The organism is Snuella sedimenti, assembly GCF_016428595.1.
Lineage (GTDB): Bacteria > Bacteroidota > Bacteroidia > Flavobacteriales > Flavobacteriaceae > Snuella > Snuella sedimenti.
This window is the reverse complement of sequence record NZ_JAELVQ010000015.1, coordinates 57,875-74,395: the sequence shown is the minus strand read 5'-3', so window position 1 is coordinate 74,395 and position 16,521 is coordinate 57,875. Positions and strand designations below refer to the sequence as shown.

8 protein-coding genes are annotated in these 16,521 nt (G+C 36.3%); 1 reads left to right on the top strand and 7 read right to left on the bottom strand.

What is annotated here, in order from left to right; genetic code table 11:
* Nucleotides 1-8: 8 nt before the first annotated feature.
* The 7 genes from JF259_RS11895 to JF259_RS11865 all read right to left on the bottom strand — a co-directional run bounded on the left by JF259_RS11895 (nucleotide 9) and on the right by JF259_RS11865 (nucleotide 15,810).
* Nucleotides 9-1,445, bottom strand: coding sequence for a sulfatase-like hydrolase/transferase (locus tag JF259_RS11895; protein ID WP_199115553.1), 1,437 nt, complete (start codon nucleotides 1,443-1,445; stop codon nucleotides 9-11).
* Between the two features lie 55 nt (nucleotides 1,446-1,500).
* Nucleotides 1,501-2,505 carry a metallophosphoesterase family protein gene (locus JF259_RS11890; protein ID WP_199115552.1) on the bottom strand — a complete coding sequence of 335 codons (1,005 nt, stop codon included), beginning with the start codon at nucleotides 2,503-2,505 and terminating at the stop codon, nucleotides 1,501-1,503.
* A gap of 214 nt (nucleotides 2,506-2,719) precedes the next feature.
* Nucleotides 2,720-6,154, bottom strand: a complete 3,435-nt coding sequence (locus JF259_RS11885) for an FG-GAP-like repeat-containing protein (RefSeq protein ID WP_199115551.1) — start codon at nucleotides 6,152-6,154, stop codon at nucleotides 2,720-2,722.
* Nucleotides 6,081-9,455: a VCBS repeat-containing protein gene (locus JF259_RS11880; RefSeq protein ID WP_199115550.1), complete on the bottom strand. Its 3,375-nt coding sequence runs from the start codon at nucleotides 9,453-9,455 to the stop codon at nucleotides 6,081-6,083. The genes JF259_RS11885 and JF259_RS11880 overlap by 74 nt, the downstream gene beginning before the upstream one ends.
* A 130-nt stretch (nucleotides 9,456-9,585) precedes the next feature.
* Nucleotides 9,586-11,079 carry a SusD/RagB family nutrient-binding outer membrane lipoprotein gene (locus JF259_RS11875; RefSeq protein ID WP_199115549.1) on the bottom strand — a complete coding sequence of 498 codons (1,494 nt, stop codon included), beginning with the start codon at nucleotides 11,077-11,079 and terminating at the stop codon, nucleotides 9,586-9,588.
* Between the two features lie 27 nt (nucleotides 11,080-11,106).
* The gene (locus JF259_RS11870) at nucleotides 11,107-14,478 is read right to left on the bottom strand and encodes a SusC/RagA family TonB-linked outer membrane protein (protein ID WP_199115548.1); all 3,372 of its coding nucleotides are present in this window, start codon (nucleotides 14,476-14,478) and stop codon (nucleotides 11,107-11,109) included.
* Between the two features lie 156 nt (nucleotides 14,479-14,634).
* A complete protein-coding gene (locus JF259_RS11865) occupies nucleotides 14,635-15,810 on the bottom strand; it encodes a FecR family protein (RefSeq protein ID WP_199115547.1) in 1,176 nt (391 codons plus the stop codon).
* 100 nt (nucleotides 15,811-15,910) lie between these two features.
* Here JF259_RS11865 and JF259_RS11860 point away from each other — a divergent pair, with 100 nt between their 5' ends.
* A complete protein-coding gene (locus JF259_RS11860) occupies nucleotides 15,911-16,507 on the top strand; it encodes an RNA polymerase sigma factor (protein WP_199115546.1) in 597 nt (198 codons plus the stop codon).
* Nucleotides 16,508-16,521: the final 14 nt, after the last annotated feature.

Here is a 16,521-nt window from a genome sequence, read left to right as displayed (position 1 = left end):
GAAGTGGTTTAGAGTTTTGCATATAGTGGCTTTAAATCCAATTGATCGCTCATTTCCTGCTGTAATTTAATTAAGTCACCAAAAAGCGATTTTAGCTTACCTGCATTTTCTTTATTAGAAGCTATATCGTGTAATTCCTTTGGGTCATTTTTAAGATCATATAGCAATATCTGCTCGGATTTAGGATATACTATAAGCTTGTAATTATCTTTTCGAATCATACGCTGAGACCCTTTTTCATAAGTACCATAAACGGCCTGATATTGACTTTTGGTTTTGATACCTTTGGCTAACCCCAAAAGACTGTTAAACGTTATGTAATCAGGTTTGTCTACGCCTGCCAACTCCAATGCCGATGCCATAACATCTTGTAAATATACATCGGTTCCTACTTTATTTCCTTTTGGAATATCGGGACCAACAACCATTAAAGGAACTCGCATACTGTGGTCGTACATGTTTTGTTTTCCCATAAGTCCGTGTTCTCCAACAGCCAATCCGTGATCTGAAGTGAAGAAGATATAAGTATTCTCTTTTAACCCTCGTTTTTCTAATGCTTCTAAAATGTCCCGAATCTGATCGTCCAAATGGGTCGTTAAGGCGTAATATTCTTGCCTGTTTACCTTAACAGCATATTCTGTCCTTGGAAAAGGCGCTAACTTTTCGTCTCTTAAATTGCGCCCGGCTCCCATGGTTTCCGCATAGGGATATAAAGGCATGTAGCTTTCTGGGACAGCTATATTATCCAAATTATATTTGTCTACATATGATTTCGGAGATTGCCTTGGATCATGCGGTGCATTAAAAGCGATATACATAAAGAATGGTGATTGCTTTTGCGCGGCACTGTCTATAAATGACATGGCGTCGTCCTTTACGAGTTCACTCCAATGTTTTCCTCCTTTCCAATAGCCGCCAAACTCTTTTTTCCATGGTTTCCATAGGGTATCATTTTCATTTTGTGGGCGATTATAGCCTTCAGGGGTATCGAAAGGCATACCACGAAGCACATGGCCTACATGGTTAAATATTTTATCGGGTTTGGCTTGTACATGCCATTTCCCAGTCATATAGGTTTCGTATCCTTGGGTTTGCATTAACCTGGGCCAGGTTTTATCTAAATCTTCGTCTTTAGAATAATTATGGGAGATTTGCTGTGCTCTCCATACGGATCGGCCGCTTATCATCATAGCTCTTGATGCCAGACATATAGCTCCATTCCACCCACCCATATTATAGGCATGGGTAAATGTAGTGCCTTCATCAACCAATCGATCCATCGCAGGCGTGATGATCTCACTATTTCCCAAAGCATGTACTGCTTTGAAGCTCTGATCGTCCGTATACAAAAAAATGATATTAGGCTTCTCTACCTTTTTCTTTTCCTGTTGACATGATAGTTGGCACAACCCTGCTAACAGAATAATCAAAATATTTTTTCTCATAATGATTGGTTTAAAGGTCATAGTAAACAATTAATATGCTCACTTTTAAAATGATTTATATATTCATTTTAAACTTTGAAATCTTGGGTACTATAGGATCGTGGGGATGTTGCTTTGACATCCCCAACTCCTCAGGTCCGAGCCCTACAAACTCTGTTTTTCTAGGTTCAATGATTATTTTATTGTTTTTTATAGACATAAAGGTAAATAAGGACTCTTTATATGGAATGGTATATTTAATCCATTGGTGTGTTTTATCCAATTCTTTACTGTAACGTATGGTTTGGTAATCACCTCCTACCCAGCGGTAAGACGCACTGTTAATCTGCACGTAATAGATACCGTTTATTTGAGTCATAAAATCGGTGTGGTGATGACCACTAATACAGCACATCACCTTTTTAAAGCCTGCATTTTTGTTTGCTTCTTCCAGTATTTTTTGAATTTCTTTTAAATTGGCTACACCTCCATCTTCAAGCTCTAGGGTTTGATGGCTAAAGACTACTGTTGGTTGCTTGGTTTTGGTCAAATCGGCTTTTAGCCATTCTTGTTGTGCTTTTCCAATGTATCGATTATATCCCTTCCATGGTTTTGGGTTTTGGTCGTTACCATCCAAAATAACAAAGTGAACACCTTGTTTATCAAACGAATAATAGTTTGCTGGCATTTCCCAAAAGGCTTTTACCTGTTCACGGCTAAAACCGCCGTCCATATCATGGTTACCAATAACATGGTGCTTGTCTCCGTTAAAGCTATTCCAAATATTTAAAAAAGGCTTGTTATGATCATAGGGCCTACAGAAGTCTCCCATCTGAATGATAAAATCGGGATTACGTTTTTTGGCTTCGTTTATAAAAACCTGTAAGCGTTGCTCTCCATCATGCATGATGTCCTGATGTACATCTGCAATAATACCGACCTCAACAGCTTCGCTTCTCATACCCGATGCCAATACATCTATTGGTAATACCAGAGCTGTACCCCCCAATACTGAAAGTTTAACAAAATTACGACGGGAATTAACTAAAGGGGAGGGGGCTTTAAATGATGTATCGTTCATTTTTGAGTTAATTTGTTTAGCTATTTGAGAACTATTTTATTTCCTTTTTATGGAATATATAGTACGTCTCTTTGGTGTTGAAACAAAAGATACGCCATTTTAGCTAAATAAATAAACTATAGCCTGATATGCTAACATTATTTTTGCCCAAACCAATTCTTATTTGACAATAATTGAATTTTATTAAAATCTTAAACGATTCGTTAGACAGTATTTAATATTGTACTAATCGTATGTTACCATCATTAACCCCTACTAACACCCCTTTTTTATTATTAAGTCTAATTGGTTGGAGTGCTTTTACATCATACGGTAAATTTAAACCACTCTTTATCATAGGAACAGCCTCAAAAGTACAATCTCCATTTCCCTTTAAGAACAGTCCTATTCCTGCATCATTTCTGGTTGTTTCTACTTCCGATCCATACATATTACCAGCTAAAATGACATCCTGTTTACCATCGGCATCTACATCGTCTATAACAATACCATTCACACTTGATATTTGTGCCAAATTCGGCAAGCTATGGACTTTAAAGGTTCCTTTCCCTAAGTTTTCCAAACATATACTACTAAACATATAGGCTTCATACTCTAGTGATCTATTTAGAACATCTACTCCATATACATCTATTAAACTTGACTGCGCAAACGAATCATAATCTGGAAAGGTATTTTTAAGATCTGGGATTTGTTGTGATGAACAAGAACGCCCCCTTAATGGATAATGTGTCCCGTAATTGTAATAGCCCAAAACAATGTCGTATTTCCCGTTTTGATCAAAATCACCGTAGTTTACAGTAAATGGTGCTTCTGGGCTTGCTTTGTATTTATAATTTAATCCTAAGTTCCCAATAATGTAGTCTTCATCGCCGTCGTTGTCCAAATCTTTTGCTTGTAAACTATACCACCATCCTGTTGTTTTTTGTAATTCCTTTGGCAACTTTTTCTTAGCCAACTCTCCATTTCTATTTTCAAAAATGGTTAACGGCATCCATTCACCAACAAGCACAATATCCAAATCGCCATCAAGATCATAATCGGACCAAGCAGCGTCCGTTACCATTCCGAGATTAACAAATTCTGGATTGTTTACCTTTTCAAATTGTAGAACTCCTTTCTCTTTAATATTATTTTTTAACAAGTAACTTTCTGCTGGTTCGGGATATCTTCCTGGTACCTGCCTACCACAAATAAAAAGATCCATATCCCCATCAGCATCATAATCGGCATGTATTACCCTTCCACCGCTAGCATTCAGTTTAGGCAAAATATTATCTGTTACAGAAAACTTTCCTCCACCATCGTTCAGGTACAGTCTGTCCTGATAAAGACCTGCTTCTTTATCAAATTCATTACCCCCACTTACAACATATAAATCCAAATCACCATCCAGGTCGGCATCAAATAACAGGGATCCCATATCCTCATGGTATGCATAACCACTGTAATATTCTTTATCTGTGTTTATAAAATTGCCATCTTTACTTTGAAGAAATATAGTTCCTGTATCCCCAACTGCACCACCAATAAAAAAATCGTCTAGGCCATCTCCATTCACATCACCTACAGTTATAGTTGGCCCAAATGCAGACATTTTATGTGGTAACAACACTTCCCTTTCAAAATCATCAAAACTGTTTTCCTTGTACTTGTGATCTATATTTAAAGTAGCCGTAACATCGTTAAAAAGCGTCGCTTCTTTTTCTACTAATTTTTTGTTGTTTTCTTCTACCACCTTAGCCCTGTCGATCACTAAGGTTTGCTGCGTTTTAATATCGTATAGTGTGGATCTGCCACCATCATACCAAGAAATTTCCAAACTATCTATTTTTTTGGTCGCTCCCATTCCAAAATGGATAATATCTTCGCTACACGAATAGAAACCACGGGCACTTGTTAGTTCGCCAACCTGAATTTTTCCATTATAATAGATAGTTGCTCTGGTACCGAAAAAACTGTTTACTTTTCCAGCATTTTTGAAACGTAAATTAAGAAACTTGTTTTTTGATATTTTATCTGCATTGTTTTCGTAAATAAAAGCAAAGTCGTCTACATTGTTCACCACCAAATCCAGATCGCCGTCATTATCGAGGTCGCCATAAGCTGCTCCTGAAGAAAAAGACGGTGTTTCCAATCCCCAGGACGTGACAGCTTTTTCAAAATTAAGGTCTCCATTATTTTTAAAAGCATAATTAGGTAATCTCATGGTTGGAAAAAATGCCAACATACTGTCTAAATTAAGATACTGTTTTAGTGCCTTTATATTTTTAATAGGATCTTTTATATTGTATTTCTTACCAATTTTAAGAAAGTACTTATCAATATTTTTTAATGCGTCCGTATTTCTAATGTCTCTTTTTATACCATTGGAAACGAATAAATCTTGATAACCGTTATTATCGAAATCGGCAAATAAGGGCGACCAACTCCAATCGGTATTGGACATACCTGCTAACTGACCAATTTCACTAAAGCTAATAGCACCTTTAGCATCGGCTCCGTTATTTAATTGTAATGTGTTAAACATATATTGGTAATGCCCACCAAGATTTACAATTTTCCAAAACTCCTTTGGGTTCATCCCGCTCATGTTGGCCTTTATCCTGTAATTGTCTTCGGCTACCATATCGACAACCGACAGATCCAAAAGACCGTCATTGTTTATGTCTCCTGCATCGGCTCCCATACTAAAGAAGGATATATGCTTTAGATACTCATCAATTTTATTGGTAAACGTGCCATCTTGATTGTTGATATAGAAAAAATCGGGTGCCTCATAATCGTTTGCCACATAAAGATCGGGCCATGAATCGTTATTAAAATCGGCTACTATAGAGCTCAGTCCGTAACCAACATTTTCCAATCCAGATGCGACCGTTGCATCTACAAACTGCGATCCGGTATTCCTAAAAAATCGATAGGTTAACTTTGGATCTAACCAATTCGTTCCCTTTAATGGTGATAGAATGGATGGATTAGGGGGCTGATTGATTAAAAACAAATCAAAGTCGCCATCCTTGTCATAATCAAAAAAGTTAGCATGCATCGCTCTAAAAGGATCGTTTATCTTATAAGCGGATGCGGACTCCGTAAACGTTAAATCCCCATTATTGATGTATAATTCATTTTGCCTTAGATCGGGTCTGTCATCATATAAGCTTTTACAAACAAAAATATCTTTAAAACCATCTCCATTGATGTCTACGATATTAACACCGGTAGACCAACCGCCTTTATTCAAAATACCTGCAGGCTTTGTAATATCTTTAAACTTAAAATTACCCAGATTCAGGTATAATTTGTCGCCAACCTGGTTACCTGCAAAATAAATATCTGGTAATCCGTCATTATTAAAATCGCCAATAGCCACACCTGCACCGGAATAGAAGGCTTCATACATTAAGATATTGGCTTTTTCGGTATCCTTAATGGTATTTTTAAAATCTATATTGGTACTTTCAGGTGTATGTAATGAAAATAATGTTTTGCTTTGTGATGTCATTAATTTACAACTAAGTAAGGTAACAAACACCAAGACCTTATAACTGATTTTTCTATTGGTAAATTTCATATTATTTGGCTGTATTATTGATTTTGAAACATTTCGTAAATCCATTGTTTGAAGCTGTAATGATAACGCTTTCATTATTTAATTTTACAGCTATGAGCTTCTTTACATCTTGGGGCAAGAAAACACCACTCTTTTCCATTGGTTGTGGTAAAAAGGCACCACTACCGTTTCCTTTTAAAAACATACCAATTCCCGCATCGTTACGTGTAGTTTCTATTTCAACGGGATACAGGTTTCCTACCATTAAAATATCATTATGGCCATCATTATCAAAATCGTCTAAAAGGATATCGTTACCGTTTGATATCTGCGCCTCATAAGGTAATGGAATAGCCTTAAACTTTCCATTTCCATTATTTTCAATATAAGTATTGGCAAAGGTCTTTGCTTTATAATGCAAGGCCGAAGCCAGATTTGTTTCTCCGTAAACCTCTGTTAGATTCAGGGACGCAAACAAATCGTAAGTTTTAATTTCTTCGGCTATTTTTGGAATCTGTTGCGAAGAACAAGAGCGGCCTCTTAGAGGGAATTGTTCCCCAAAATTATAATAGCTCAGTACAATGTCCTTTTGGCCATTACTATCAAAGTCATCGTAAAATACCTCAAAGGGTTCTCTTTCTGAAGCTTTATATTTATAATTTAATCCCAAATTACCGGCTACCAAATCTATATCGCCGTCATTATCCATATCGGCAGCAGCAATACTATACCACCAACCATTTGAATTTAAAAGCCCATTGTTAGCTGTGTCCTTTTGGAATTTACCTCCCATATTTTTTATAAAAGTGATGGGCATCCATTCTCCTGTAAGGACAAGGTCTGTTAAACCATCTTCGTTATAATCCAACCAAATGGCATCGGTCACCATACCAATATTAATAAGGTCGTTTGCTATTGATTTTGTAACATCTGAAAACTTTCCGTTATCGTTTTTTAAAATTCTACTGGTTACGGGAGAAGGGTAATCCCAGGGGCTATGCCTTCCACCTACAAACAGGTCTAAATAACCATCATCGTCATAATCAAAAGCACGAACGCAAGCGCCACTTTCTGTTAATTTAGGAAGTGTTTTTTTCGATTTAGTAAAGTTTCCTTTACTATCATTCAAATACAAACGATCTTGGTAATTTTCTGAATTTGTTTTCCAATTATTACCTCCACTTACGACGTACAGATCTAAATCGCCATCATTTTCTACATCAAAAAACAAAGCGTCTATGTCTTCAAATTTAGCGTCCTCTAAAAATTCTTTGTTAGGTTTAATGGTAAATTTTCCGTTTTTCTTTTGAAGGTATAATGTTGCTGGTCGTCCTAAAGCAGCCCCTATGAAGATATCTTCCAAACCATCACCATTAACATCTCCTGATGTTAAAGCTGGCCCAAACTGCGATTGTTTATGAGGTAATAACACCTGTTTTTCAAAATCATCAAAATTATTTTCGACATGTCTGTGCTTAAAGTTCTCTATTTCCGTAAACACTGTTATAGGATTCGTCTTATGTTCTGGGTTTACTCTTTTTGAAATATTATAGTCAATAGTTAACAATTGATTTAATGCAACGGATGTAGTTATGCTTTTTTCCTGATCTGGCCAGGTTACAATAACACTGTCTATTTTACTGTTTTTTGAAAACCCAAAATGAGCTACTTGTTCACTGGATGAGTACATCCCCCTTACACTGGTAAACTCATACATTTGGTGTTGTTTATCCTGAACAACCTCTACTCTTGCGCCTTGTAATGTTTTATTTGTTTTCTTATTGGTTAATTTAACCCGTAAATAATTGTAATTTGATTTTTGGTCGCTATTATTCCTATAAATAGATGCTACATCATTAACGTTATTGATTACCAGATCGAGATCACCATCATTATCCAAGTCGCCATAGGCACAACCGGCCGAAAATGTTTTTTCGTCAAGCCCCCACTCATCGGAAACTTTACTAAAGGTTAAACCATCTACATTTTTATAGGCATAATTAGCAAGTTTTACCGATGGAATTAAGCTCAATGCCTTTTCAACATCTAATATATCCCAAATGGATACAGTCCCGCCGTTGGGGTTATTCTTTACAAAATTGTCTGCAACTTTGGTTATATATTTTCCAACTTTTTTATCTGAATCGGTATTCCTAATATCCCGCATCAGCCCATTGGTTACATAAATATCTTTAAGTCCATCATTATCAAAATCGGCTATTACATTAGACCAACTCCAATCGGTACTTGGCACCCCTGCCATTTGAGCAATATCTCCAAATTGTGGTATCCCGTCGTATATTCCATGATTTAACTGTAAGGTGTTAAACATGTACTGATAGTGCCCTCCATTTTGAACTATTTTCCAAAAAGCATTTGGATTCATCCCACTCATATTGGACTTTAATCGGTAATTATCTTCGGCAACCATATCCAAAACCATCAAATCCAGTTTACCGTCGTTATTAATGTCGGCGGCATCTACACCCATACTAAAATAGGATATATGACGTAAAGCCTCATCAGCAATGTTAGTAAATGTTCCGTTACCGTTATTCAGGTAAAAAGCATCCGGTGAAGCATAATCATTTGCCAAGTAAATGTCTTGCCAACCGTCATTATTTGCATCAAATAAAGCAACACTATTCGCGTTTCCAGTTTTTAAAAGTCCTGCCTTTTTGGTAACGTCTGTAAACGTATTGTTGCCATTATTTTCATATAACCTAGGTGCAAATTTTTCTTGTTGACGATCTACATAATACATTTCGGAATAATTCCCGGGATTGGGTGGCTGATTCAATAAAAAGATATCCAAAAGCCCATCTTTATTATAATCTAAAAAGGTTGCATGACGTGTCCTTTCGTCATTGGCAAGTTTATATGACTCCGCCGATTCTTTAAAGCTAATAGTCCCAACGGGAGCATCTTTTGAAGTGTTTATATATAGTTTGTTTTTTCTAAGCTCTGGACTGTTATCATATAACTCTCTTGTAACATAAATGTCCTGCCACCCATCATTATTTACATCGCCAATAACCACTCCTGAAGACCAACCGCCATTATCCTGAATCCCTGCTTCTATTGTAAGGTCTTTAAATTGCATATTACCTTTATTAAGATACAACCTGTCCCCTACCTGGTTTCCGGCAAAAAAGAGATCCTGTAACCCGTCATTGTTAAAATCGGCTATACCTACACCCGCACCACCATAATAATTGGAATAAATAAGAACATTACTTTCCCTAGTGTCCTTTACAGTATTATTAAAGTACACACCTGACTGTGATGGTTTTAATAGTGTAAACTGTTTACTCTGCTGACTATATCCAATAACCGGTAGCATTAAAGTAGCAATAATTCCATACAAAGCACTTAAATAAACAATACTCTTTTTCATTCTTTAACTCCAAAGTAACTTTATTCTTACTATTTTATTTTTAAATAATAAAGGAGAGTTACCTCTCCTTTATTAAATTAAACTTAACTAAAACTAACTACAAAAAACCTCATAGTTTTTTCTTCATTTATTATTTATCCCACCATACTCTTGTAGTATAGTCATTAGGACCTTGATTACTAATTGCAGCATTTACATTTTCTGCATTTACATTAAATTCGACGATAGGATATTTTAATCGTCTCGGAATAGTTCCTCCGGTCGCATTTCCGGGATAGTTTACCGGTGTTAATACCGGGTACTCAATCCTTCTCCAATTGGAATAACTTTCCCATGGATTTAAGAATGTTGCTGCCCAATATTGTTCACCTATCATTTCCAATGCATTTGTTGCATTATATGGGTTTGATGACAAATAGTTATCTACTTCGGCTGTTGACGGTGTACTCACACCATAAAACGACCAGTTTTCCATGGCTGCTCTAACACCATTGTTATAATGGGTTTCTGCATCACCGTTATACCAGCCTCTTACCGCTGCTTCGGCTAACATAAATTCAACTTCAGCATAAGTCATAAACATTGAAGGCGAATCGCGTTGTACCAACGCTTGATTAACCTGTGAGTAATCCAGGATATCGCCTCCAGCTGGCCCTTCTGTTGTCAGTGTAGTAGGATCCAAACCATTTGGCAAACCTTGGTGTGGACCGCCATTTTCTACCCAGGAAAGGATATCCAATCGTGGATCTCCATGATCTTCCATCCAAGATACAAAGGTATCGCTCAGCCTCATAAATTTATCAACATCAAAAGCATCACCAATAGGACTTGTTACTCCTCCTATTTCATGCTCAACTTTCGCCACATCATCCAGGTCGGTCATTACGCCTCCGGCGATGGCTTTTTTAACCCATGATTCTGATGCTGCGGGATCAACTTTTGACAATCTAAGTCCTAATCGTAACATCATAGAATATGATAATTTTCTCCATTTTGTAAGATCACCGCCATACATAACGTCTTGAGTGCCCGGATTCTCAGCAGAACTACTTAATTGCACAGCTGCAGCTTCCAATTCGCTTAGCATGTCGGCATATATGTCTTCTTGACGATCATAAGCAGGAAACCAATTGTTAGTCAAATAGCCCAAACCTGCTTCTGAATATGGGATATCGCCATAAAGATCGGTAACTTTATGAAATGACATAACCTTAAGGATGCGTCCAATAGCGTTGTAATTAACAGCCTCGGGATCTTCAGCTGTACGCGTTACAAAGTCCACTACTTCTTTAGCTTCCTGTAAATAATATCGATCGAACAATGCAAAACTATAATCGATAAAGTCAATATATTTATCTCCAGGCAAAATACTAGTAGCAATACTAACATCAGCTAATTGTTGAACTGCTGCTATCCCCCAACCTAAAGCCGCTCTACGCATTTCATAGCGACCACCGGGCGCATCTAGTTGTACTTCTGTTAGTTGAAGACCGTAAGGTAGATCTTCAATAGCATTTGGGTTTTCATTCAATTCTGCTAATTCATCGGCACAAGATGTGATAGAAAAAGCCATAATTACCACGAAAAAATAAGTGATTATTATGCTAATTTTATTTATTTTCATAATACTATATGTTTATTTTTTTAATTACTAAAAAGTAAGATTCACATTAAATCCAAATGAGCTTGATTGTGGCATAGCAAAGAAATCTAACCCCTGTACATTGGTAGCAGAATAACTTGACTCCGGATCAATATTATCAACATTTGAATGAATTAACCAAAGGTTTCTTCCTACTGCCGAAATGCTCGCTTTACGAATAAAGGTCTTTTCCAGGAATTTTGAGGGCACATTATAGCTAAGTGAAATTTCTCTTAATTTTATAAAGCCTGCATCATAAATAAACTCTTCGGCTATATCATTAAAAATCTTGGTATAATAATTCCTTATCTCACTTGCAGGGTTACCACCAAGACCAGTCTCACGTCCGATCAAGGTATTTTTATGAACCCCTCTTCTATACAACTGGGCATTGGTTCCACTATGGCCTACAGCTCCGTCTCTCATGTCAATCAAGAACCCTAAACTCCAATCTTTATACTTAAAATTATTTTGTAAACCAGCATTAAATGGATGCACTCCCGTACCAAAAGCAACTGTACCGGCTTCCTCATCTACTTGTGGTAATCCATTAGCATCTAAAGCGATCTCTCCATTAGCATCTCTTAGATATTGACTCCCTGTTATTTGTCCAAAAGGCTTCCCTTCAATATGTGTTACCCAAGCGTGTCTAGCTCTGCTTAATCCAAGATTAAAACGTTCTTCATCATTCTCGGGATCAACTAAACTAACCACTTTACTTTTATTATAACTCATATTAAATGAGACATTCCATCTAAAGTTATCGGTTTGAATTGGCGTACCGGTTAACAATAGCTCCACCCCTTTATTGGTAAGCTCACCAACATTTACTATTGAAGAACTATACCCAGAAGTATACGATATTCCAGCATTTAATATATCATCCTCGGTTTTTTTATCATAATACGAAAAATCGACGCCTAATCTATTGTTTAAAAGCTGTACATTAAAACCTAATTCTAATTCTGTTACAAGCAATGGATTAAGATTTGAATTTCTTACAGAGCTACCACTTAACCCTCCACGAGGAACCCCCAATTGTGCTCTTGCTTGGCTATAATTCTGATTCAATGAATAGGCTCCTATATCTCCTACACCACCTACTTGCGCCCACGAGGTTCTAACTTTAACATAATCAAATGCTTCTGGAAGCTCCAGAACATCTGACAAAACCGCACTTAATCCTACCGATGGATAAAAAACATCGCGACCATCCAGTACTGAGAACCAATCATTTCTCGCAGATCCGGTTAAAAACAGCCAGTTATTATATGAAATCTCGGCTTGACCATATACTGAATTTGATCCTAATTTTGAAAACGAACTACCACCACTATTGTTAATACCATTCGATATCGAGTAAAAGAATGGTAAAGCAAAATCACTTCCAGAAGCTGAAGTTCCATCCTCCTGCAATCGCATTTTATTGGCGCCTGCTAAGAAATCATAAGCAATCCCATTATCAAATTCATGACGTGAGCCCACCATAATATCAAAATTAGTTTGTTGGTATTTCGCTTGGCTTTGGCTCATGCCTCCATTTCGCGAATATCCAGTTCCTGTAGGATTAATACCTTGACCTATTCTATCTGATTGGTCAATACCTGCCCTAGCTTTAACATAAACCCAATCGTTAATATCGTATTGTATAGAAGCGCTTGCAATCACACGATCTTTAGAGTCTTTATCTGTCTGTTGATAAGCTGCCCAATAGGGGTTTTGAAACCAAACAGAATTAGTAGGTAATAACTCATAACCTTCTCTCCCCTGGGGGTCACCATATAAATCGGTTGCATCTTCTGGATTTGCCCCTAATCTTTCTGGATCTCCCTTTAAATTGCGTACATCTACATTTACTGGCAGCTGCCAAACTGAATAATGTGCATTTCCTGGAGAATCGGCTAACTGAGACCTATTCCTCACATCTTGTAAAATATACTGCGCGCTTGCTTGAAAAGATAATTTATCGTCCATGCCCTTACCGTGCATGTTCATACTAAAGGTCTGTCTTTTCATTCCAGAGTTAGGCATAATGCTTTCATTTTCCATATTGGAAGCTGAAAATCTATAACCTATATCTGCCGTACCACCACTTAAAGATACCGTATTTGTAAATGTACTTCCTGTTCTGTAGAATTTGTCAAAATTATTTCCAGAGTAAGCATATGGCCTGCTAATGCCATCAGATTGAATCACACTGGAACCATCTAACTTAGTTCCCCAAGAAAACTCTCCAGCATCCCAAGCTTCAGCTTGTGTTGTTGGTTTTTGGCCTAAAAGCCCTGACCCATATTCCGTTTGAGGATCCAAATGATTGATGGCCTCTTCAAATACGTAATTTGAATTTACTTCTACCTGAAGTCCTTGATTGAGTTTTCCTCGTTTAGTTGTAATAAGAATCACTCCATTAGATGCTTGGGATCCGTAAAGTGCCGCAGCTGAATTACCTTTTAGCACAGACATGGTTTCAATATCATCCGGATTAATGTTCCCTATACCATCACCGCCGTCAGATCCTCCCCATTCACCGGCAGATCCTCTATTTGCGTTATCAATTGGAATACCATCAACAACATACAAAGGTTGGTTATTACCAGTTAAAGACGAGTTACCACGAATTAAAACACGTGCGGTTCCAGCCGGTCCTGTAGCGGTTTTTGTAACATTAACACCAGCTACTTTACCTGCTAATCCATTAGCAATGTTAGTTTCTCTTGTTTCTGTAAAGTCGTCTCCATCAACTTTTGTAATTGAATAGGCTAAAGATCTTTTAGATCTTTTGATCCCCAATGCAGTCACTACCACTTCATCGAGTGCTGCTGCATTCTCTGCTAACGCTATGGTAATATTGGATTGACCGGCTACAGCTACCTCCTTTGTTGCATAACCGATATAAGATATTACTAAAACTACATCATCGCTTGACACATTAAGCGTGAAATTACCATCAAAGTCAGATTGCGCTCCGTTTGAGGTCCCTTTTTCAAGAATACTGGCACCTGGTAGAGGCATCCCACTGGCATCTGTAATAGTTCCTTTTACTGTAATTTGTTGTATTTCACTGACCGTTTCTATTCCTTTCTGAACAACAATTGTTTTGTTCTCGGTAAACTCATAAGTACAGTTTATTGGATTTAAAGCTCTTTCCAATAATTTTCTTGCTAAAATCTTGCCCTTTTCTAATTCAATTTTAGGTGCATTAGCAATTAATTCGTCATTATAGACAAACTTATATCCAACTTGTTCTTGGATAAGTTCGAACATTTCGGCAACCGAAATAATTTTATCGGCATCGACTTTAATTTTAGCATTTTGAGAAGACAACTCGTTCGGCACAAAACTAAAGGCCGAAGTAATGCATAAAAAAATAAATGTTCTCATAATAATCTTAAGAAATTTTTCTCTTCTATGGAGAAAAACTTTGGTAAAGTTAATTTTCATAAATTTGCATTGGTTTGGTTAAACAATTAGATTAATCTTACTAGTTAAGGGAATGAAGTCTAAACTGTAGGAGGTGGCGACTTTGTTCCTTTTCTTTTATTCTATAATTATCGTATTTTCTTTTATACTATACTTAAATTCATTTGTTTTTTGGATATAAATTAATACTTGGTCTATACTAACTTCTCGGTCTAAAACACCGGTAAAGCTTTTCTTTTCTGTATCTGGACTATTAAATGTATATGTTATATTGTACCATCTGGACAGTGTTTTCATAATATCTTTCATTGACATACGCTTAAAACTAAAATAGCCTTCTTTCCATGCTATTTCATCAAATACTTTATCGACTTTACGTACCGATATCGTTTGGTTGTCGACATTTACAAGTGATTGTTCGGAAGGGTTAAGCAATTTATGTTCGACACCATTATCAACCTTTACCTTTCCTTCTACTAAGGTCGTAACAATAGTATCTTCGTCCTGATATGCTTTTATATTGAATTCGGTACCTAATACTTCTATTTCTTGATTCTTGGTATTAACAACAAAGGCATCACCACCATGACTTGTACTTTTAGAAACATCAAAATAAGCTTCACCATAAATCAATTCAACCATTCGTGGCTGCCCTTGTACAAAACTTACAGGATATTTAAGTTTAGATTCTGAGTTTAACCATACATTGGTTCCATCTGAGAGCTGTACAAAAAAGCGTCCCCCTTTTGGGATGGTTAAATAATTATATTGTATTGTAGTATTCTTTTCGTTTACTTTAGAGTGGTAGACCAGTTTCTCTTTATCCAAAGTACGTCCATCTAAATTCACCTCTACACCACTCTCTAAAGCTATATTCGAACCATTTTCTAAGGTTAATATGGCTTTATCACTACCTGGTAATATATCTGCTCCCTCATTAGCAGTAATAACTGGTTTACTTTCTTCTTTTACTTTAAAATTTCTAACCATATAGAAAGAACCTACGCCCACAGCTATAACTAAAACTGCTGCATACCTGAAAGCTTTCATTAACCTTCTCTTTCGAATACGCCTTTCTTGTTCCCGTATCTTATATAAAATCTTTTTCTTTTCTAATTCGGTATCAAAATCAATTACATTTACATCTGCTAAATAATTAGTTTTAACAAACTCTTTAAAAATAGTATTGTTTGATGCTTCATTTAACCATTCGGTCAATACCATTAATTCGTCAATTGAAGCTGACTTTGAAAAGTATTTTACTATTATTGTTTCTATATTTTTATCTATCAACAGTCTTTATTTTTATCATAGACGTATTAAAATACATTAACACTTACGCATTTGTTATTTTTTTTTATTTTAACCAAAATTTTTTTTGACACCATAACTTTTGAATCCAGACTTTTCTGACCAAAAAATATTAATACGTGAACTCGAAAAGGGCAACCACTTGGCTTTGGTATATCTAATGGATACCTACCATAAGTCGCTTTGCGTATACATTTATAGTTTGTCCAGTGATTATGAAGGCGCTCAAGATATTGTGCAAAACGTTTTTATAAAAGTTTGGATGGACAGGCATAAATTACATGCTGTTAAATCCATAAGAAACTTTTTATATAAATCTGTTTATAATGGGTTTATAGACCAATGGCGTAAAGACAAAAGAATGTTAGCCATAGAAGCAAAACACCTTGAAAACTTAAACACAATTATTGAAGATAACAGTGACGAATTGTTAGAAAAACAAATAGCCCTGATTAATATTGAGATTGAAAATTTACCTCAAAAATGCAAAGAGACTTTCTTGTTAAGTAAAAGAGAAGGTCTCACGAATATAGAAATTGCTAATTTTATGAATGTATCTATCAGGACTGTGGAATCACAAATGAACAAGGCCTTTAGAATACTTCGAAAAAAGTTGGCCAGCAATGCGAATATTATTGAACTGTTGATTTACATGGGAAACATAATAGCATTGTATTAAAAACATAACTAACT